Genomic DNA, 20196 nt, shown 5'->3' with positions numbered 1-20196 from the left:
GCGCGATGGCCGCGCGCCCGATCGCGCGCATGAAGTCCTCGTCGTCACCGGCGAGCCAGACCACCCGCTCGCGCACCGCCCGCCTTGACAGCGCGCCCGCGGGCTCGGCGAGCGCCACCACGACCCGGTCGCGCCCGCCGACCCCGGCCGCGCGCAGCGCCGCCGCGGTGAGCCCGGTCGCGGCGGCGGCGTCCTCGGGGGCGAGCGGGAACACGCTGGACAGGTCGGGCGCGACGAGCAGCAGCCCTTCGGCGGTGCGTGCGGCCGAGGCGAGGTCGTCGCGGGTCAGCCAGCGGGCGGCGGTCAACGGGCCACCTCGTTCATGAACAGCGTCATCGACTCGCAAACCTTCTCGTGGGCCAGCCCGCCGACCTGCGCCTGGATGATCAGGTCCGTGGCGCCGGCCTCGGCGATCCTGGCCAGCGCCTTGCGCGAGCCCTCGACGTCGTCCACCACGACCATGAGGTGCTCGCGCAGGGTGGCCATCGCCTCCTCCGGCGGCATCCCGGCGGCGAGCTGGCCCAGCACGCGGTGGGTGGCGTGCCGGGCGTCGTAGTAGTCGGGCGGGGTGACCAGGTTGACCTGGCGGCGGATGTACCACAGGACGGCGTCGGCGGCGGTGGCGGTGGCCTCGTCCCTGGTGGGGGCGGCGAACCAGGGGATCATCAGCGCCACGCGCCGGGAGGCGGGGTCGAAACCGCTCTCGGCCAGGCACTCCCGATATCTGGCGATGTCGGCGGCGACGTCGTCGATGCCCTTGAGCATCGTCATGCCCAGCAGGTTGTAGCCGTGCCGGGCGGCGGCCAGGTAGCCCTCCAGCGAGGTGGAGGCCACCCATACGGGCGGGTGCGGCTCCTGGACCGGACGGGGGTAGACGGCCACGTCGGGGATCTCGAAGAACTCGTTCGACCTGCTGATCGGCTCGCCGTCGGCGCGCCAGATGGCGAGGGTGGCCTCCAGCGAGTCCTCCCAGATCTGCCGCGACTTCTCGAACGGCCGCTGGAAGGCCTGGTACTCCAGGGGGGAGGCGCCGCGTCCGGTGCCGAACTCGACCCGGCCGCCGCTCAGCACGTCGAGGGTGGCGACCCGCTCGGCGGTGCGGATGGGCGACTGGAACGGCAGCAGCACCACGCCGAGCCCGAGGTGGATGCGCTCGGTGCGCTGGGAGATGGCCGCGAGGATCAGGTCGGGGGCGGAGGAGTGGGAGAAGCCCCTGGTGAAGTGGTGCTCGACGAACCAGGCCGTGTCGAACCCCAGCCGATCGCCGAGGACGACCTGCTCGATCACGTTCTGGAACGCCTGTCGTTCGACCCCGCGGGTGCGGCCGCGGACCTCCAGTTCGTACCCCAGGCTGATCCGTAGGGACGTCATCGCGCCTCCGGCGAAAGTAGTGAACCAAGCGCTCGCTTGGTAGAGCGTATCAGGGCCGAACACTTGCGGGAAGGGCGCGCCGCCGATCAGAGTGGTTGCTCGTGAGGCGAAAGCACGCGCTGCGGCGGTCGAAGGACGGCACGTTCCACGACCATGGCGACGACGATCCCTCGCTCCCCGACGCGCGCGGTTACGAGGCCTTCGGCCGGGTCATGGCCGCCCTCGCGACCGAGGCCGACGTCATCGAGTCGTGCCGCGACCTGACGTGGTGGCGCGGCGCCGACCGGAGCTGGCACATCGAGTGGCGCGACGGGCCGTACGCCTCGGAGGTGGCCGCGCTGCTGGCCGGCCAGGTCGGCGACGCCGGCGGCGCGCCGCTCACGGCCGCCGGCCCCGCGGGCGCGGGCTCGGCGGTGCTGGAGGTGCTGGGGGTGCGCTTCGAGCTGCGCGCGATCGACCCCATGGGCCGGGCGCGGGTGCGCGCGCGGCCGGGGTTGTGGCGGCTGGCCGAGGCGCTCGACACCACCCGCCGCACCAACACCCGCCATCCGTGGGAGGAGCTGCTCGGCGGCTGAGCCGCCTCACGCCTCGCCGAAGACGTGCGCGGCCAGGCGGGCGCGGTGCGTCCGCGGCGGGCACAGGAGCTGGGCGTCGGACGTGGCCCGCTTGAGATACCGGTGCGCCGGATGCTCCCAGGTCACCCCGATGCCGCCGTGCACCTGGATGTTCTCGCCCGCCGCCGTCAGGTAGGCCTCCGCGCAGTACGACCCCGCGACGGCCGCGAAGACCTCCGTCTCCGGTTCCGGCGCCGCCGCCGCGGCCCGTGCCGCCGACCGGGCCGACTCCACGAGCAGCAGCACGTCGGCCAGCTTGTGCTTGATCGCCTGGAACGAGCCGATCGGCCGGCCGAACTGCCGCCGCGAGCGCGCGTACTCGGTGGCCATCTCCAGGCAGCGGGCCGCGCCGCCGGTCTGCTCGGCCGCCAGCGCCGCGATCCCGAGGTCGCGTACGCGGGCCCACGACGTCCCCGGGCCCAGCCTTCGTACGGGTGTGCGGTCGAAGGTCAGGGAGACCAGGGGGCGGGTCTCGTCCATGGTCGGGTACGCCGTCCGCCGCGTCGGCTCGGCCTCGACCAGGTGCCCGCCGGTGTAGAGGAGCACGATCTCGCCGTCCAGCGCGTACGGCGCCGAGCCGGAGAGCCGGTCGTCCGCCAGCGTCAGGTCCCCGTCGCCGGGCAGCACGACGGTCGCGGTCGCCGCCCCCGAGGCCAGTTCCGGCAGCAGCCGGGCCCGCGCGTCCTCGTCCCCGTCGGCCAGGAGCGCCCCGACGGCCAGCACGGCCGACTGCAGGAACGGGTGGGGTGACAGCACGCGTCCCAGCTCCTCGGCCACGGCCGCCGCCTCGGCCGGGCCGCAGCCCGCGCCGCCGTACCGCTCGGGCACGAGCAGCCCCGCCACGCCCACGTCCCGCGCGAACGCCTGCCACGTCGCGTCCGGCCGGTCGGCGAGGTAGGCGCGGACGACGGCGCCGAGCTCTTCGGAGAGGGTCACCCGGGCATCGTAAACCAAGCGATTGCTTGCCTTGGATACGGATGACCGAAATTTGCCTTTTGTGGATGGATACATAATCTGGATGTGGTCATCCCTAGACATTTCCGGGGGAGGGATTGACCAGGGAATGAAGATGAACCACACCGCGATCGAGTACGCCGACTTCGCCGAATGCGACCGGCGTCTACGCCGCATGGAACGCCACGTGCTGGCGGCCTTCCTGGCAGGACTGGCCGTCGGCCTCGTCGGCATGTTCACCGCCGGCAAGGGCCCGGAATGGTTCGGCCAGCTCTACGACCCGTACGCCTACCTGACCCTCGCCCTGGTCGTGGGCGCCACCGCGTCGGGGTTCGGCTGGGCGCTGCTGACCACGTTCCTGGCGGCCGTGTCCACCCTGGTCGCGGCCATGGGCGCGGGCGCGCTGCGCGGTGTGGACGGCTTCGACGTCATCGGCGGCGGCGTCGCCGGGCTGAACTGGACGGTCGGCCTGCTCGTCGGCCTCGGCCTGCTCGCCTACGTCACCCGCAGGCGGGACCGCTGGGGCGACCTGGCCGCGGGCGCGATCGGCGCGCTGCTCATCGCCGACGTCGTCGACCGGGCGACCCCCGGCTTCATCGACAGCGAGCAGTCGTTCTGGCCCGGACCCGCCACGGTGGTCGCGCTGCTGGCCGTGGCCCTGGTCGTGGTGCTGCGCAGGAACCGGCGGGCCCGCGTGCGCGCCCTGGCGGTCTCGGCCGTCTTCGCCGGCCTGTTCACCCTCGGCCTGGGCGTCTTCGTGGGCGGCTGGCTGCCCCTGTCGGCCTGAGCCGGCGTACCGGCCGCGAGCCCGGCGATCCGGCCGATCAGGACGCGCGCCCGATTAACGCCGCGCGGCGCGGCTCCCCGAGTCGATAGCCTGTAATCCTTCAGATCCAGGCCCGAGCAAGGAGTAGCCGTGTTGCTGCGCATGTCGTCGTTGTTTCTTCGCACCCTGCGGGACGACCCGGCAGACGCGGAAGTGCCGAGCCACAAGCTCCTCGTCCGCGCCGGCTACGTCCGCCGCGTGGCCCCCGGCATCTACTCGTGGCTGCCCCTCGGCAAGCTGGTGCTGGAGAACGTCACCAGGATCGTCCGCGAGGAGATGAACCGGATGGGCGGCCAGGAGGTGCTCTTCCCCGCCCTGCTGCCCCGCGAGTACTACGAGGCCACCGGCCGCTGGACCGAGTACGGCGACCTGCTGTTCCGGCTCCAGGACCGCAAGGGCACCGACTACCTCCTCGGCCCCACGCACGAGGAGCTCTTCACCGACATGGTCAAGGGCGAGTACTCCTCGTACAAGGACTACCCGGTCACGCTCTACCAGATCCAGACCAAATACCGCGACGAAGCCAGGCCCAGGGCCGGCATCCTGCGCGGCCGCGAGTTCCTCATGAAGGACTCCTACTCCTTCGACCTCGACGACGACGGCCTCAAGCGCTCCTACGAGCAGCACCGCGAGACCTACATCCGCGTGTTCGAGCGGCTCGGCATCGAGTACAAGATCGTGTTCGCCACCTCCGGCGCGATGGGCGGCTCGGCCTCCGAGGAGTTCCTGGCGCCGACCCCCACCGGCGAGGACACGTTCGTGGCCTGCCACTCCTGCGGCTACGCGGCCAACGCCGAGGCCGTCACCACCACCGCGCCGCCCGTCCGCGACCTCGACGGCGCCGCGCCGATGCGGGTCCTCGACACGCCCGACACCCCGACCATCGAGTCCCTGGTGTCCTACGTCAACGAGCGCCACGGCCTGTCCGTCACCGCCGCCGACACGCTGAAGAACGTCGTCGTCAAGGTCACCACCCCCGGCTCCGACAAGGTCGAGACGCTGATCGTCGGCGTGCCCGGCGACCGCGAGGTCGACTTCAAGCGCCTGGAGGCCGCGCTCGCGCCCGGCGAGCCCGCCATCTTCGAGGCCGCCGACTTCGCCGCCCACCCCGGGCTCGTCCGCGGCTACATCGGCCCGCAGATCCTGCGCGAGCTCGGCATCCGCTACCTCGTCGACCCCCGCGTCGTCACCGGCAGCTCCTGGGTCACCGGCGCCAACGAGCCCGGCAAGCACGCCGCCGACGTGGTCGCCGGGCGCGACTTCGTCCCCGACGGCACGATCGAGGCCGCCGAGGTGCGGGCCGGCGACCCCTGCCCCCGCTGCGGCTCCCCGCTGTCCATCGACCGCGGCATCGAGATCGGCCACATCTTCCAGCTCGGCCGCAAGTACGCCGACGCCGCCGGCCTCGACGCCCTCGGCCCCGACGGCAAGCCCGTCCGCATCACCATGGGCTCCTACGGCATCGGCGTCTCGCGGGCCGTGGCCGTCATCGCCGAGCAGGCCCACGACCAGCTCGGCCTGGTGTGGCCGCGCGAGGTCGCGCCCGCCGACGTGCACATCGTCGGCACCGGCAAGGAGAACCAGGTCGAGGCCGCCCTTGAGCTGGCCGGCGAGCTGCAGGCGCAGGGGCTGCGGGTGCTCGTCGACGACCGCGCCCAGGTCTCGCCGGGCGTCAAGTTCAAGGACGCCGAGCTGCTGGGCGTGCCCACGATCGTGGTGATCGGGCGCGGGCTGTCGCAGGGCGTCATCGAGCTGCGCGACCGGGTGACCGGCGTCAAGGAGGAGATCCCCCTCGCCGAGGCCGCCACCCGCATCCTCGCCGCCTGCCGCTGACCCACACCCCGCGGGCCGGCGGTTGCCCAGCCCGCGGGTCGATTCGCTGTCCCGGCTCCCGTGACGGAGCCGGTCTGCTGTCCCGGCTCTCGTGAGGGGGCCTGGCCGCTGCCCGGTCTCGCGATGGGGGCGTGCCGTGGTGCCGGGCCGGGCGTGGTGTCGTCAGCCGCCGGAGCGGGACGGCGCCGGCGTCGCGGGCGGGGTGCTGCCCGGCATGCCGGGGAAGGCCGCGGGCGGTGCCGGCTGGAAGGCGTAGGCGCGGGTCGCCGACTCCTGCATGGCCAGGGCGGCGTACTTGCGTAGCGCCGGGTCCGCGGCGGCGGCCAGCTCCAGATAGGCGGCCGTGACGCCGTTCTCCAGCTGCACGGCCAGGCGCGCGGCCTGCGCGGCGCCCGTGGGCACGTACGGCAGCGCGTAGGAGGGCTCCGACTCGGTCGGGCGGCCCCCGCGGCCGATGATCAGATTGCGGAGCTGGTCGCGGTGGGCCCGGTGGGCATCGTACGCGGCGCCGGTCAGGTCCCGCAGGGAGTCGGTCGTACGGGCCCCCAGGAGCCCGTAGGCGAACACGGCGGCGTGCTCGGCGGCCAGAGCCTTGCGCAGCTTCTCGACGTCGTCCCCGGCCGCCAGGGCGCTGTGCTTCACGATCCCGTTCATCACGATCCCGTTCACGACGACTTGGGCAGCGACACGGCGTGGACCGCCTCGCACGCCCCGATGCTGGCGAGGAGCTGGGCCACGCCGGGGGACAGGCCGGCGAGCTGACGGGGCCGCTGCGCCGCGGCCCGGCGCTCCGCGTCCCGCAGCCGTGACAACGTGGGCTTGGGCGACTTCGACGGCGTGGCACCGGGCGACGCGCCCGGCGAGGCGGGCGCTGACACGGCGGGCGAGGAGACGGGCGGCGAGGCGGGCGGCGGGCCCGCGGGCAGGTACTTGCGCAGCTCCGCCAGGTGCGCCTGGTGCCGGGCGCGGAAGGGCTCCAGGGAGTCGGCGCCGCCCGCGATCAGCGCGGTGTAGAGGGCGACCGTGCGCTCCTTGTCGGCGACCACCTGCCGCAGCAGGACGGTCTCGGGCGAGTCGGGCGCCGGGGTCGCGGGCCCGGCGGGACCCGAGGCGCTGCAGGCCGTCAGGGCGGCCGCTCCGCCCGCCAGCACGGCTCGCCTGGAGAGGTGACGCGGGCGCACGGGCTTGGACCTCCGGTGACTACGGACCCGGTGACGAGGGACCCCAGTGACCGGGGCGCCGACGGCGACGGCTCCAGGTGACTGCGGACGCAGATAGCATCGTACGGGCTGGTGCCCGGGAACGCCGTCAGGCGACGCTCCGCCACTCGACCACGACGAGTGGCGCTCTCTCCGTGCCTCCGTACAGATAGGGTGTCAACTGTCGTCGCTGGCTGCGCAGCCAGACGGCGGAGAGCCAGTGGCGAGGTCCGCCCGGCTGAGACATGACAATAGGGGAGGTCGATATGGGCAGCGCATCACCCCGCGACCACCTGATGAAGCTCCTGGAGCCTGTGGTCGGCGCGGAGGGCCTCGATCTGGAGGACGTCACGGTCACCCAGGCGGGCAAGAGGCGGTTGCTGCGCGTGATCGTCGATCGCGACGGCGGCGTGAGCCTCGACGACATCGCCGACGTGAGCCAGGCCGTCTCCACGGCGCTCGACGACGACGACGTGATGGGGCAGGCCGCCTACACACTTGAGGTCTCCTCTCCGGGCGTGGACCGCCCGCTCACCGAGCCGCGCCACTGGCGCCGTGCCGCCAAGCGGCTGGTGAAGGCCGAGATGAGAGACGGCACCGTGGTGGAGGGCCGCGTTCTGGCGGCGGACGAGAGCGGCGTCGACCTCGACGTCGCCGGCGCCGCCCGCCGGCTCGATTACCAGGACCTGACCCGAGGCAGGGTGCAGGTGGAGTTCCGCCGGATCGACGACACCGACGACGTCGACGGCGACGAAGGCTAAGGGGGAAGCCTCGTGGACATCGACATGAGCGTCCTGCGCAGCCTGGAGCGGGAGAAGGACATCTCCTTCGACCTGGTCGTCAAGGCGATCGAGGACGCGCTGCTGATCGCCTACTTCCGCACCGAGGGCGCGGCGCCCAAGGCGCGCGCCGAGCTCGACCGCGGCAGCGGCCACGTCACGATCTGGGCGGCCGAGCTCGACGAGGAGGGCGACGTCGTCAGGGAGTTCGACGACACTCCGGGCAACTTCAGCCGGATCGCCGCGACCACCGCCAAGCAGGTCATCCTGCAGCAGCTTCGCGACGCCGAGGACGAGATCAACTTCGGCGAGTTCGCCAGCCGCGAGGGCGAGCTGGTCTCGGGCGTGATCCAGCAGGGCAAGGACCCGCGCGTGGTGCTGGTCGACCTCGGCAAGATCGAGGCCGTGCTGCCGCACGCCGAGCAGGTCCCTGGCGAGGACTACGTGCACGGCGAGCGCATCCGCGCCTACGTCGTGCAGGTGAAGAAGGGCCACAAGGGGCCGTCGGTGACGCTGTCGCGCACCCACCCCGGCCTGGTCAAGAAGCTCTTCGCGCTGGAGGTGCCCGAGATCGCCGACGGCACCGTGGAGATCACCGCGGTGGCCCGCGAGGCCGGCCACCGCACGAAGATCGCGGTCCGGTCGCGCAAGCCGGGCGTCAACGCCAAGGGCGCCTGCATCGGCCCGATGGGCTCGCGCGTCCGCAGCGTGATGACCGAGCTGCACGGCGAGAAGATCGACATCATCGACTGGTCCGAGGATCCCGGCCAGTTCGTCGGGAATGCGCTGTCGCCGGCCCGTGTTTCCCATGTCGAGGTTCTCGATCTCGAAGGACGGGTCGCACGGGTGACGGTCCCCGACTACCAGCTTTCGCTGGCCATCGGCAAGGAAGGGCAGAACGCCCGGCTTGCCGCACGGCTCACCGGATGGCGTATTGACATCCGGCCTGACACACAAGCCGAGGATGCCGCCGGTTCCGTAGATGCGTCAACACGGTAAGCTGGAATATGGTGGCCACGCGGCCCCACAGCGCACCTGTGTGGGCTGCAGGGTTCGCACGGCTAAGTCCGAGCTGCTCCGCCTGGTGCGGATCGAGGACCATCTGGTCCCTGATCTGCGAGGACGGCTTTCTGGCCGCGGTGCATCGCTGCATCCGTCCTTGAGCTGTCTGGAGCTTGCCGAGCGTCGCCGAGCGTTCCCGCGCGCGTTCCGCGTGCCGGGGCCGCTTGACGTCTCGCGAGTGCGGGCACACCTGGAGGAGGAATCACGAAATGTCATGTAGGACGCCGAGTTGATGGGCGGAGTCAGATTGCTATGAGCGCCTGATGAGCACGCGGCGATGAAGACGTCAAGTTAACGACGGTCCGGACGGCACAGCCAGCCTCCCGGGCCGAGTAAGGGAGTGCAGTGGCGAAGGTCCGGGTATACGAGCTCGCTAAGGAGTTCGGCGTAGAGAGCAAGGTCGTCATGGCCAAGCTCCAAGAGATGGGGGAGTTCGTCCGTTCGGCGTCCTCCACCATCGAGGCGCCGGTGGTCCGCAGGCTCACCGAAGCTCTGGGCGCATCGAAGGGTGGGCCCTCCAGGGGCGGCGGTTCGTCGTCCAACAGGCCGCAGCCGCCCAAGGCTGCGCCCCGTCCGGCAGAACACCAGGCCGGCAACGGCGCCGCGGAGGCGCCGACCCCTATTTCTCCGCGTCCGGGTCCGGCTCCGAGGCCGGGCCCGCGTCCGGGGCCCGCGGCGCCCGCGGGCGGCGCGCAGCCGCGTCCGCCGGTGCCGATGCCCCACCAGCCGCAGCAGCAGCCCGAGGCGGCGCGCGGCGAGACCTCCGGGGCTCCGCAGGCCCGCTTCGAGAGCGCGGCCGGTTCCGGCGCGCCCACCCGTCCGACTCCGGGGCCGCGTCCGGGTCCCGCCGCCCGTCCGGGTCCCAAGCCCGGTCCGGCGCCTCGTCCCGGGCAGCCTTCCGGTGGCGGCGGCGGTCAGCAGCAGGCTCCGCGTCCGGGTGCGCCCGCAGGCGGCGGCCCGCGTCCTGGTCCCGGTCCCAAGCCGGGTCCGCGTGGCCCGCGTCCGGGTAACAACCCGTTCTCGTCCAACGCCAGCGGCATGGGCCAGTCCCGTCCGCCGCGTCCCGGCGGCAACCGCGACGGCGGTGGCCCCGGCCAGCGCGAGCGTCGTGAGGGTCCGCCGCGTGACGGCGCGATGCCGCGTCCGCCGCGTCCCGGTGGCGGCGGCGAGGCCGGTCCGCGTCCCGCGGGTCCGCGTCCCGGTCCGCCCGGTGCGGCCGGTCCGCGTCCGGGTCCCGGCGCCGGTGGTCCGCGTCCGGGTGGGCCGCGTCCCAACCCGATGATGATGCCGCAGGGTCGTCCTGCCGGTCCGGGCGGTGGCCCGCGTCCCGGTGGCGGCGGCGGTGGCGGTCGTCCCGGCGGCGGTGGCGGCGGTGGCCGTCCCGGCGGTGGCGGCGGTCGTCCCGGTGGCGGTGGCGGCTTCGCCGGTCGTCCCGGTGGCGGTGGCGCCGGTCCCCGTACCGGCACCGGTGGTCCCGGCGGCGGCGGCGGTGGCTTCGGCGGTCGTCCCGGTGGCGGCGGCCGTGGTCGCGGCGGTGGCACGGCGGGCGCGTTCGGGCGTCCCGGCGGCCGTCCCGCGCGTGGTCGTAAGAGCAAGCGTCAGAGGCGCCAGGAGTTCGACAACATGTCGGCGCCGGCGATCGGCGGTGTGCAGGTCGCTCGCGGCAACGGCGCGACGATCCGCCTGCCGCGCGGCGCGTCGCTGTCCGACTTCGCCGACCGCATCGGCGCGAACCCCGCCTCGCTCGTGCAGATCATGCTGCACCTCGGCGAGATGGTGACCGCGACCCAGTCGGTCAACGAGGAGACGTTGCAGCTCCTCGGCGCCGAGCTCGACTACAACATCCAGGTCGTCAGCCCGGAGGAGGAGGACCGCGAGCTTCTCGAGGCCTTCGACATCGAGTTCGGCGAGGACGAGGGCGACGAGGGCGACCTTGCCGCGCGTCCGCCGGTCGTGACCGTCATGGGTCACGTCGACCACGGTAAGACCAAGCTGCTCGACGCCATCCGCAAGACCAACGTGGTGGCGCGCGAGGCCGGTGGCATCACCCAGCACATCGGTGCCTACCAGGTCGCCACGACGCACGAGGGCGAAGACCGCAAGGTCACCTTCATCGACACCCCGGGTCACGAGGCGTTCACCGCCATGCGTGCCCGAGGCGCCAAGTCCACCGACATCGCGGTGCTGGTGGTCGCGGCCGACGACGGTGTGAAGCCGCAGACGATCGAGGCGCTCAACCACGCCCAGGCGGCCGACGTCCCGGTCGTGGTCGCGGTGAACAAGGTCGACAAGGAGGGGGCCGACCCCAACAAGGTCCGCGCCCAGCTCACCGAGTACGGCCTGGTCGCCGAGGAGTACGGCGGCTCGACCCTGTTCGTCGACATCTCGGCGAAGAACGGCACGGGCATCGACAACCTCCTCGAGGCGATCCTGCTCACCGCCGACGCCGAGCTCGACCTGCGGGCCAACCCGACGATGGACGCCCAGGGCATCGCGATCGAGGCGCACCTCGACAAGGGCCGCGGCCCCGTCGCGACCGTCCTGGTCCAGCGCGGCACGCTGCGCGTGGGCGACTCGATCGTGTGTGGCGAGGCCTTCGGCCGCGTCCGCGCGATGCTCGACGACAACGGCGACGCGGTCGAAGAGGCCACGCCGTCGCGTCCGGTCCTGGTGATGGGTCTGACGGCCGTTCCCGGCGCCGGTGACAACTTCATCGTCGTCACCGACGACCGCATGGCCCGCCAGATCGCCCAGCAGCGCGCGGCGCGCAAGCGCAGCGCCGACATGGCGAAGTCGAGCCGCCGCCTCACCCTCGAGGAGCTGTTCAGCAACCTCGAGAAGGGTCGCGTCGACGAGCTCAAGCTCATCATCAAGGGTGACGTGTCCGGTTCGGTGGAGGCCCTGGAAGACGCCCTGCTCAAGATCGACGTCGGCGACGAGGTCAGGCTCCGTGTCCTGCACCGCGCGGTCGGCGCCATCACCGAGTACGACGTCAACCTGGCCGTCGCCGACGACAACGCGGTCATCATCGGCTTCAACGTCCGCCCCGAGCCTCGGGCGCGCGACCTGGCCGAGCGCGAGGGCGTCGACATCCGCTACTACTCGGTCATCTACCAGGCGATCGAGGAGATCGAGGCGGCGCTCAAGGGCATGCTCAAGCCCGAGTTCGAAGAGGTCCAGATGGGCACCGCAGAAGTCCGCGAGGTCTTCAAGGTGCCGAAGATCGGCAACGTCGCCGGTTCGCTGGTCCGCTCCGGCACGATCGTCCGCAACAGCAAGGCCAGGGTGATCCGCGATGGCGTCGTCATCGCCGACAACCTGACCGTCTCGTCCCTGCGTCGCTTCAAGGATGACGCCACCGAGGTCCGCGAGGGCTTCGAGTGCGGTATCGGTGTCGGTTACAACGACATCCGGATCGACGACACGATCGAGACGTTCGAGATGCGGGAGAAGCCGCGGGTCTGACCCGCGGCCGGGCGCCCGGCGGAACCTCCGCCGGGCGCCTCTCGCACGCCCGGGCCCCCTTCCCACCGCAGCGGGCCGGTCGTGCTTCCACCCCACCAGGCCAAGCGGTGGTTTCACACGATGTATGTGGGTGCTCTGACCCTGGACATCCTGCTCGGCGACGTGCGTTCGCTGAAGCAGAAGCGCTCTGTCGTCCGGCCTCTGATCGCCGAGCTGCAGCGACGTTATCCGTCCATCGCGGTGGCCGAGACCGGCCATCTTGACCTGCATCGCAGGTGCGAGGTGGGCGTCGCGGTGATCTCCGCCTCCGCGGGTAACTGCAAAGAGGTGATGGACGCCTGCGAGCGGATGGTGGCCTTCCGCCCTGAGATCGAGTTGCTGTCAGCCAGGCAGCGCCTCTACAACGACGAAGATTGAACGACAGCACGGCCAGGTCGTGCGTGAGGGGGAGCGAACATGGTGGATGCCGCACGAGCGCGCAAGCTCGCCGACCGCATCCAGCAGATCGTCGCCGAGATGCTGGAGCGCCGGATCAAGGACCCGCGCCTGGGCTTCGTCACCGTGACCGACACGCGGATCACGGCTGACCTGCGTGAGGCGACGGTGTTCTACACGGTGTTCGGCTCCGACGCGGAGCGGTCCGACAGCGCGGCCGCCCTGGAGAGTGCCAAGGGCATCATCCGCGCCGAGGTGGGCCGCCAGACCGGCGTGCGCTTCACCCCGACGCTGACGTTCCGGCACGACCCGCTGCCCGACAGCGCCCGCCAGCTCGACGACCTGATCAACGCCGCCAGGGCGCGGGACGCCGAGGTGGCGCGCCGGGCCGAGGGCGCGGCCTACGCCGGCGAGGCCGACCCCTACAAGAAGCCCGATGAGGGTGAGGACGACCAGGCGTGACGTCGCACGTGCGCGCCCGAGCCGAGCAGCCCTCCCAGGAGGCCACGGACATCCCCGAGGCCGCCTGGGAGCGCGCGGTCCAGCTCATCGGCCAGGTCGACGAGGTCGCCCTGGCCTGTCACGTGTCGCCCGACGGCGACGCGCTCGGCTCGATGCTGGCCGTCGGTTACGTGCTGCGCTCGATCGGCAAGCGGGTCGTGGCCTCCTTCGGTGACCAGTACTTCGCGGTCCCGCGGATCCTGCGGTTCCTGCCGGGGCAGGAGATGTTGTGCCCGCCGGCCGACTATCCCGAGGCCCCGGCGTTGATGATCACCTTCGACTCCTCCACGTTCGAGCGGCTGGGCCTGCTCAGCCCCAACGCGGCCAGGGCGGAGGAGGTCATCGTGATCGACCATCACCCGTCCAACGCCGGGTTCGGCACGCACAGCCTCATCGACCCGCGGGCGGCGGCCACGGCCATGCTGGCCGAGCAGCTCATCTACCGGCTCGGCGGCAGCCTCGACCGGGACATCGCCACCTGCCTGTACACCGGCCTGGTGACCGACACGGGCTCCTTCCGCTACGCCTCCACCACGCCGGCCGTGCACCGGATGGCGTCCCGGCTGGTGGCCACGGGCCTGCACACCGACGAGATCGCCCGCGAGCTGTGGGACCGCTCGCCGTTCGGCTACCTCAAGGTGCTGGCCAGGGCGCTCGACCGGGTGCAGCTGGAGGGCTCGATGGTCTGGACGTACGTGCCGCGGGTCGACCGGGCCGCGTACGGGCTGCCGTACTCGGAGATCGAGGGCATGATCGACATCGTCCGCCGTACCGACGAGGCCGAGGTCGCGGTCGTGCTCAAGGAGGACGACCACGGCGACTGGCAGGTGTCGACCAGGTCCAAGGGCGGGGTCGACGTGGCGGCCGTGTGCGCCGCGCTGGGCGGCGGCGGGCATCACAACGCGGCCGGGTTCACCTCCTACGACAGCGTGGAGGAGACCATGGCCAAGTTCAGACGAGAGCTGGGGAAGGCTGGATGGCCGAGAGCGGTCTGATCATCGTCGACAAGCCGGGCGAGTGGACCTCGCACGACGTGGTGGCCAAGATGCGGCGCATCGCGGGCACCCGCCGCGTCGGGCACGCCGGCACGCTCGACCCGATGGCCACGGGCGTGCTGGTGATCGGGGTGGAGAAGGCGACCCGGCTGCTCGGGCACCTGGCGCTGACCGAGAAGGTCTACGAGGCCACGATCCGGCTGGGCGTGTCCACCAACACCGACGACGCCGAGGGCGAGACCGTGGCCACGGCGTCGGCGGCGGAGGTGGGCGCGGCCGAGGTGCACAAGGGCGTCGAGGCGCTCACCGGCGCCATCATGCAGGTGCCGCCGCAGGTCAGCGCCATCAAGGTGAACGGGCAGCGGGCGTACAAGATGGCCCGCGCGGGCGAGGAGGTCGCGCTCGCGGCCCGGCCCGCCACCGTGTACGGCTTCGACGTGCTCGACATCAGGGCCGGCGGCGACGTCGTGGACGTCGACGCGGTCGTCACCTGCTCCAGCGGCACCTACATCCGGGCCCTGGCCCGCGACCTGGGGGCCGCGCTCGGCGTCGGCGGCCACCTGACGAGCCTGCGCCGGACCCGGGTCGGCCCCTACGACCTGTCGCTGGCCCGTAGCATCGACCAGCTCGCCGAGGAGTGCGTGGTGCTGCCCATCGGCGAGGCGGTGTCGGCGGCGTTCCCGCGCCGGGACGTGACCGCCGAGGAGGCGCGCGTGATCGGCCACGGCGGCCGGCTGCCCGCGGCCGGGCTCGGGGCCGGGCCGATCGGCGTGTTCGGTCCGGAGGGCGAGCTGCTGGCGCTGGTGGAGGAGCAGGGCCGGATCGCCAAGCCACTGGCCGTGTTCGCGGGCTGAGCCGCGGCCCTGGCTGTCAGGCGGGGTTTGCGGCCCTCGTCCGTCAGGCGCGTTTGCGGCCCTCGCCGTCAGGCGGGTTTGCGGGCGACCAGGATGTCGCGGACGATCGCCTGGTCGACCCAGTGCTCGAAGTCGGGGTAGTCCATGACCTCCAGGCCCGCGCCGGTGAGGATCGCGGCCAGCTCGGCGCTCTTGCCGCCGTAGGTGTTCCAGGAGATGCCCATCGCGCCGCCGGGACGCAGCAGCTCGGCCCAGACCGGCACGGCCTGCCGCAGCAGCTCCAGCGGGCTGCGGGACAGGCCGCCGCCGCCCTTGCTGCCGTGCTGGACGCCGTAGGGGGCGTCGGTGACGACGACGTCGAACGTGCGGGGCTTGAAGAACTCGCGGCTCTTGAGCGTGTCGGCGTTGACCACCGCGAGCTGCTGCACGTCGCCCGCCTTGACGGCCTCCTTCGACAGCCCGAACGTGACGTTGAGCCGCCGCCCCACCAGCGCCCGCGCCCGCCGCACCGGCACGGTCTCGGCGGTGTGCTTGAGCCGCTTGTTGCGCAGCCAGGTCTTGATGAACAGCGTGTACGCCTCGAAGTCCTTGCCGTCGACGTCGAGGCCGTAGGCGTCGTAGCCGTACATGAGGGCCTGGTTGAGGGTGGTGCCGCGGCCGCACATCGGGTCGAACACCGACAACTTCCCGGACATGGGCCGGTCGGAGGCGAGCACGGTGACGTTGAGCAGCAGCTTGGTGAAGTGTTCGTTGGTCTTGCCGGCGTATTTCTGGATGGTCAGCAGGTCGCTGCTGAGCCGGTCGAGGGGGCGTATGGCCAGCGGGCGCAGCAGGTCGCCCTCGACGCCGAAGACCGCGTAGACGGAGGACAGGTTGGACAGCAGCGCGACGTCGGAGTCGGAGAGCGGCTCGGCGGTCTCGAACGTGATGTACGGGACGCCGCCGATGGTGGTCTCCGCGCTGTCCAGCACGGTGTTCTCGATGGCGTGGTCGCTGAAGACGGCCAGCTCGCCCCTGGTCAGACGTGGGGAGCTCTCGCCGTAGACCCGGTTGAAGGCGGGCAGGATCAGGAGCGCGTATCGAGGCATGATGGCTCATCCTACTTGCGGGAATACCGCGCTCCGCCCCTCGATTGGAGGTGAGCGGGAGGTGCATGGCAGGCTTGTGTCGGATTGATCTGCCACGAACGAATGGGGCCTAGCGTGCGGGGTTCGAGAGGGTCTGTGGTGACCATCGGCGTGTACGACGGGGTCCATCGCGGGCATCGCAAGGTGATCGAGCGGACGGTCGAGCTGGCCCGCGAGCGGGGGGCGCGCAGCGTGGCGGTCACGTTCGAGCCGCATCCCGACGAGGTGGTGCGGCCGGGCACCCGGCGGGCGCGGCTGACCACGCTCAAGCGGCGCGCCGAGCTGCTGGCCGAGCTGGGCATCGACGACGTCGAGGTGGTGGAGTTCACCCTCGACCTGTCCAGGACGAGCCCCGACGACTTCGCCCAGGGCGTGCTGAGCGAGCGCCTCGGGGCGGCGGTGGTCGTGGTGGGCGCGGACTTCACGTTCGGGCACCACGCCGCCGGCGACGTCGAGACGCTGCGCACGCTGGGCGACAAGTACGACTTCGAGGTCGAGGTGGTGCCCCTGCTCGACGGCGTCTCCTCGTCCTCCGCGCGCGAGCTGATCGTCGCCGGTGACGTCGAGGGGGCCGCGGCCGAGCTGGGCCGTCCTCATCGGGTGGAGGGCGTGGTGGTGCGCGGCTACCAGCGGGGGCGGCAGCTCGGCTTCCCGACCGCCAACGTCGAGACGCCGCAGCAGACGGCCATCCCGGCCGACGGGGTCTACGCGGGGTGGCTGGAGTGCGTCCCGGTGGCCAACCTGCCCGCGCCGTACGAGGGCGAGCGGTGGCCGGCGGCGATCTCGGTGGGCACGAACCCGACGTTCGAGGGCGTGCCGCGTACCGTGGAGGCGTACGCGCTCGACCGCGACGACCTGGAGCTCTACGGCGTGCACGTGGCGGTGGAGTTCGCCGCCCGGCTGAGGGGCAACACCCGTTTCGAGTCGATCGAGGCGCTGATCGACCAGATCCAGGCCGACGTCGACGCCGCCCGCCGCATCACGTCGTGACACCGGCCGCGGCGGGCGCGGGATTCGCGGGCGCGAAACGCTTGACTCCGATGGTAACCTTGCATGTCGGCTCTGTGACGGTGGCGCTGCTGCGCTGCCCATGACGGCCTTCACGCGGCGACTGTAGGCACGCACGGTCGTTCGCACTCTCATCTCATTCGCGCGTGTCCGTAGATCGAAGGAGAGCCGTGTCCCTCGACACCGCTGCCAAGAAGACCATCATCAGCGAGTACGCGACGGCCGAAGGCGACACCGGTTCGCCCGAGGTGCAGATCGCGCTGCTCAGCAAGCGCATCAGCGAGCTCACCGAGCACCTGAAGACGCACAAGCACGACCACCACAGCCGTCGTGGCCTGCTTCTGCTCGTCGGTCGCCGGCGTCGTCTGCTGAAGTACCTGCAGAAGGTCGACATCCAGCGTTACCGTTCGCTCATCGAGCGACTCGGTCTGCGCCGATAACATGAAAGGGAGCGGCGCCCGGCGCCGCTCCCTTCTCATATGGTTCCGCCCATGTGGGTAGGAGCACACGACCGGCGCGTCGTGGCGGTGAACCGCCGCGCCGTCGGCGTACAACTGAATATCCGAGACACACAGCCCCCGCGTCCGATTCAGCACCATGCGACCCGCGACGCCTGCGGGCCGGTCCTCGGTAGTGGCTTCCGGTAAGAATGACCGGGCGCTTCGATCGAAGACCGGCGCTGCACCTTCTATGGGGGACACGCTGACGGCTCGCCGCCACCGTGCCACCGGGCACGACGGACGGGCGGCCGTCTGACGAGCGGGTCCCTTCATAGGCACGAGGGTGCCGGTGAGAAAAGAGGGCGCGGGTGACCGACCACAAGGAGGTCCCCCGTGGAGGGTGTCCACACCGCTGAAGCCGTCATTGACAACGGCTCTTTCGGCACGCGCACGGTCCGGTTCGAAACCGGCCGTCTCGCGCGCCAGGCGGCGGGTTCCGCCGTCGCCTATCTCGACAACGACACGATGGTGCTCTCTGCCACCACCGCGTCCAAGGCTCCCAAGGAGAACTTCGACTTCTTCCCGCTCACGGTCGACGTCGAGGAGCGCATGTACGCCGCGGGCCGCATCCCCGGCTCGTTCTTCCGCCGTGAGGGCCGTCCGTCCGAGGACGCGATCCTGACCTGCCGCCTGATCGACCGGCCGCTGCGCCCGTCGTTCGTCAAGGGCCTGCGCAACGAGATCCAGGTCGTCGCCACGGTCATGGCGCTCAACCCCGACCACCTCTACGACGTGGTCGCCATCAACGCCGCCTCGCTGTCCACGCAGCTCGCCGGGCTGCCGTTCTCCGGCCCGATCGGCGGCGTGCGGGTCGCGCTGATCGAGGGCCAGTGGGTGGCCTTCCCGACGCACCCCGAGCTGGAGCGGGCCACGTTCGACATGGTCGTGGCGGGCCGCCTGCTCGACGACGGCGACGTCGCGATCATGATGGTCGAGGCCGAGTCCACCAAGGACACGCTCAAGCTGGTCGCCGACGGCGCGGTCGCGCCGACCGAGGAGACCGTCGCGCAGGGCCTTGAGGCCGCCAAGCCGTTCATCAAGGTGCTGTGCGAGGCGCAGTCCCGCATCGCGCAGGTCGCCGCCAAGGAGACCGCCGAGTACCCGGTCTTCCTCGACTACCAGGACGACGTCTACAACGCGGTCGAGGCCGCGATCAAGACCGAGCTGGCCGCCGCGCTGACCATCGCCGGCAAGCAGGAGCGCGAGACCGAGCTCGACAAGGTCAAGGCGCTGGCCGCCGAGCGGCTGCTGCCCGAGTTCGAGGGGCGCGAGAAGGAGATCTCCGCCGCCTTCCGCTCGGTGATGAAGAAGCTCATGCGCGAGCGGGTCGTCAAGGAGGGCGTCCGCATCGACGGCCGCGGCACCAAGGACATCCGCGCCCTGTCGGCCGAGGTCCACGTGGTGCCCCGGGTGCACGGCTCGGCCCTGTTCGAGCGCGGCGAGACCCAGATCCTGGGCATCACCACGCTGAACATGCTGCGCATGGAGCAGAACATCGACACGCTCAACCCCGAGCGGACCAAGCGCTACATGCACAACTACAACTTCCCGCCGTACTCCACCGGTGAGACGGGCCGCGTGGGCTCGCCCAAGCGCCGCGAGATCGGTCACGGCGCGCTGGCCGAGCGGGCGCTCATCCCGGTGCTGCCCTCGCGCGAGGAGTTCCCGTACGCCATCCGCCAGGTCTCCGAGGCCCTCGGCTCCAACGGCTCCACCTCGATGGGCTCGGTCTGCGCGTCCACGATGGCGCTGCTGGACGCCGGTGTGCCGCTCAGGGAGATGGTCGCCGGCATCGCGATGGGCCTGATCAGCGAGGGCGGCAGCTACGTCACGCTGACCGACATCCTCGGCGCCGAGGACGCCATGGGCGACATGGACTTCAAGGTCGCCGGCACCAAGGACGTCATCACCGCCCTGCAGCTCGACACCAAGCTCGACGGCATCCCCGCCTCCGTGCTGGCCGCCGCGCTGAAGCAGGCCAAGGGCGCCCGTCTGGCGATCCTCGACGTGATGCAGGAGGCGATCGACTCCCCGGCGGAGATGAACCCGACCGCGCCGCGCATCATCACGATCAAGGTCCCGGTCGACAAGATCGGCGAGGTCATCGGCCCGAAGGGCAAGATGATCAACCAGATCCAGGACGACACGGGCGCCGAGATCACCATCGAGGACGACGGCACGATCTACATCGGCGCCACCGACGGGCCCTCGGCCGAGGCCGCCCGCACGGCGATCAACAGCATCGCCAACCCGCACATGCCCGAGGTCGGCGAGCGTTACCTGGGCACGGTCGTCAAGATCGCGGCCTTCGGCGCGTTCGTCTCGCTCATGCCCGGCAAGGACGGCCTGCTGCACGTCTCCCAGATCCGCAAGCTGCACGGCGGCAAGCGCATCGAGAACGTCGAGGACGTCATGGGCGTCGGCGAGAAGATCCAGGTCGAGATCGCCGAGATCGACGGCCGGGGCAAGCTCTCCCTCGTGCCCGTCGAGGTCATCGAGAAGGAGGCCGCCGAGAAGGAGGCCAAGGCCGCGACCGGCGCCGAGGACGGCGAGGCTCCCGCGCCCGAGGCCGACTCCGCCGCCGCCGAGGACAAGCCGGAGCGGCCGCGCCGCACCCGGACCCGCGTGCGCACCAGCCGCCCCGACGAGGGCGACGACCGCAACTCGTGACCG

The 20196-nt window shown here is 71.6% G+C and carries 19 protein-coding genes and 1 pseudogene; 14 read left to right on the top strand and 6 right to left on the bottom strand.

Features of this window, described 5'->3' with window-relative positions:
• Together ABT158_RS47235 and ABT158_RS47230 are read right to left on the bottom strand one after the other, a co-directional pair.
• A pseudogene (locus ABT158_RS47235) lies at positions 1 to 307 on the bottom strand (hypothetical protein); the annotation flags it as partial.
• Positions 304 to 1371 carry an LLM class flavin-dependent oxidoreductase gene (locus ABT158_RS47230; protein WP_352365356.1) on the bottom strand — a complete coding sequence of 356 codons (1068 nt, stop codon included), beginning with the start codon at positions 1369 to 1371 and terminating at the stop codon, positions 304 to 306. The gene ABT158_RS47230 and the pseudogene ABT158_RS47235, both read right to left, overlap by 4 nt.
• Before the next feature lie 101 nt (positions 1372 to 1472).
• Here ABT158_RS47230 and ABT158_RS47225 point away from each other — a divergent pair, with 101 nt between their 5' ends.
• The gene (locus tag ABT158_RS47225; protein ID WP_352365354.1) at positions 1473 to 1946 is read left to right on the top strand and encodes a hypothetical protein; all 474 of its coding nucleotides are present in this window, start codon (positions 1473 to 1475) and stop codon (positions 1944 to 1946) included.
• A gap of 6 nt (positions 1947 to 1952) precedes the next feature.
• Here ABT158_RS47225 and ABT158_RS47220 read toward each other — a convergent pair whose 3' ends face one another.
• Complete coding sequence (locus ABT158_RS47220) at positions 1953 to 2921, bottom strand: acyl-CoA dehydrogenase family protein (RefSeq protein ID WP_352365352.1); 969 nt, start codon at positions 2919 to 2921, stop codon at positions 1953 to 1955.
• A 133-nt stretch (positions 2922 to 3054) separates the two neighbouring features.
• On the opposite strand from ABT158_RS47220, the gene ABT158_RS47215 reads away from it, so the two are divergent.
• Both ABT158_RS47215 and ABT158_RS47210 read left to right on the top strand, forming a co-directional pair.
• Positions 3055 to 3726 (top strand): hypothetical protein, encoded by a 672-nt coding sequence (locus tag ABT158_RS47215; RefSeq protein WP_352365350.1) that lies wholly within the window; start codon positions 3055 to 3057, stop codon positions 3724 to 3726.
• Positions 3727 to 3855: 129 nt separating this feature from the next.
• A complete protein-coding gene (locus ABT158_RS47210; protein ID WP_352365348.1) occupies positions 3856 to 5598 on the top strand; it encodes a proline--tRNA ligase in 1743 nt (580 codons plus the stop codon).
• Positions 5599 to 5760: 162 nt separating this feature from the next.
• On the opposite strand, the gene ABT158_RS47205 is transcribed toward ABT158_RS47210, so the two are convergent.
• On the bottom strand, positions 5761 to 6252 hold the full coding sequence (locus ABT158_RS47205) for a ferritin-like domain-containing protein (protein WP_352365346.1): 492 nt from the start codon (positions 6250 to 6252) through the stop codon (positions 5761 to 5763).
• Positions 6253 to 6263: 11 nt separating this feature from the next.
• Positions 6264 to 6779, bottom strand: coding sequence for a hypothetical protein (locus ABT158_RS47200; protein WP_352365344.1), 516 nt, complete (start codon positions 6777 to 6779; stop codon positions 6264 to 6266).
• 284 nt (positions 6780 to 7063) lie between these two features.
• Here ABT158_RS47200 and rimP point away from each other — a divergent pair, with 284 nt between their 5' ends.
• The 8 genes from rimP (at position 7064) to truB (ending at position 14888) form a co-directional block, all read left to right on the top strand.
• Entirely contained in the window at positions 7064 to 7558 is a 495-nt protein-coding gene (gene rimP / locus ABT158_RS47195; RefSeq protein ID WP_352365342.1) for a ribosome maturation factor RimP, read from the top strand.
• A 12-nt stretch (positions 7559 to 7570) separates the two neighbouring features.
• A complete protein-coding gene (gene nusA / locus ABT158_RS47190; RefSeq protein ID WP_352365340.1) occupies positions 7571 to 8575 on the top strand; it encodes a transcription termination factor NusA in 1005 nt (334 codons plus the stop codon).
• On the top strand, positions 8559 to 8858 hold the full coding sequence (locus ABT158_RS47185) for a YlxR family protein (protein WP_352365338.1): 300 nt from the start codon (positions 8559 to 8561) through the stop codon (positions 8856 to 8858). Before nusA ends, ABT158_RS47185 begins: the two co-directional genes overlap by 17 nt.
• Before the next feature lie 125 nt (positions 8859 to 8983).
• Positions 8984 to 12103 carry a translation initiation factor IF-2 gene (gene infB, locus ABT158_RS47180; RefSeq protein WP_352365336.1) on the top strand — a complete coding sequence of 1040 codons (3120 nt, stop codon included), beginning with the start codon at positions 8984 to 8986 and terminating at the stop codon, positions 12101 to 12103.
• 120 nt (positions 12104 to 12223) lie between these two features.
• Positions 12224 to 12520 carry a DUF503 domain-containing protein gene (locus ABT158_RS47175; RefSeq protein WP_352320823.1) on the top strand — a complete coding sequence of 99 codons (297 nt, stop codon included), beginning with the start codon at positions 12224 to 12226 and terminating at the stop codon, positions 12518 to 12520.
• A 39-nt stretch (positions 12521 to 12559) separates the two neighbouring features.
• Positions 12560 to 13000: a 30S ribosome-binding factor RbfA gene (gene rbfA / locus ABT158_RS47170; RefSeq protein ID WP_352320726.1), complete on the top strand. Its 441-nt coding sequence runs from the start codon at positions 12560 to 12562 to the stop codon at positions 12998 to 13000.
• Entirely contained in the window at positions 12997 to 14034 is a 1038-nt protein-coding gene (locus ABT158_RS47165; protein ID WP_352365331.1) for a DHH family phosphoesterase, read from the top strand. Before rbfA ends, ABT158_RS47165 begins: the two co-directional genes overlap by 4 nt.
• A complete protein-coding gene (truB, locus tag ABT158_RS47160; protein ID WP_352365329.1) occupies positions 14016 to 14888 on the top strand; it encodes a tRNA pseudouridine(55) synthase TruB in 873 nt (290 codons plus the stop codon). Before ABT158_RS47165 ends, truB begins: the two co-directional genes overlap by 19 nt.
• Before the next feature lie 68 nt (positions 14889 to 14956).
• Here truB and ABT158_RS47155 read toward each other — a convergent pair whose 3' ends face one another.
• Positions 14957 to 15976 (bottom strand): TRM11 family SAM-dependent methyltransferase, encoded by a 1020-nt coding sequence (locus ABT158_RS47155; RefSeq protein ID WP_352365327.1) that lies wholly within the window; start codon positions 15974 to 15976, stop codon positions 14957 to 14959.
• A 102-nt stretch (positions 15977 to 16078) separates the two neighbouring features.
• Here ABT158_RS47155 and ABT158_RS47150 point away from each other — a divergent pair, with 102 nt between their 5' ends.
• The 3 genes from ABT158_RS47150 to ABT158_RS47140 all read left to right on the top strand — a co-directional run bounded on the left by ABT158_RS47150 (position 16079) and on the right by ABT158_RS47140 (position 20193).
• Complete coding sequence (locus ABT158_RS47150) at positions 16079 to 17005, top strand: bifunctional riboflavin kinase/FAD synthetase (protein WP_352365325.1); 927 nt, start codon at positions 16079 to 16081, stop codon at positions 17003 to 17005.
• Positions 17006 to 17193: 188 nt separating this feature from the next.
• Positions 17194 to 17463 carry a 30S ribosomal protein S15 gene (gene rpsO, locus ABT158_RS47145; RefSeq protein ID WP_090945762.1) on the top strand — a complete coding sequence of 90 codons (270 nt, stop codon included), beginning with the start codon at positions 17194 to 17196 and terminating at the stop codon, positions 17461 to 17463.
• A 393-nt stretch (positions 17464 to 17856) separates the two neighbouring features.
• Positions 17857 to 20193: a polyribonucleotide nucleotidyltransferase gene (locus ABT158_RS47140; protein WP_352365323.1), complete on the top strand. Its 2337-nt coding sequence runs from the start codon at positions 17857 to 17859 to the stop codon at positions 20191 to 20193.
• Positions 20194 to 20196: the final 3 nt, after the last annotated feature.

It is taken from the genome of Nonomuraea sp. NPDC001636 (assembly GCF_040298265.1).
GTDB lineage: Bacteria > Actinomycetota > Actinomycetes > Streptosporangiales > Streptosporangiaceae > Nonomuraea.
Note: the sequence above shows the minus strand (reverse complement) of the source record. Positions and strands in the feature narration are given on the sequence as shown.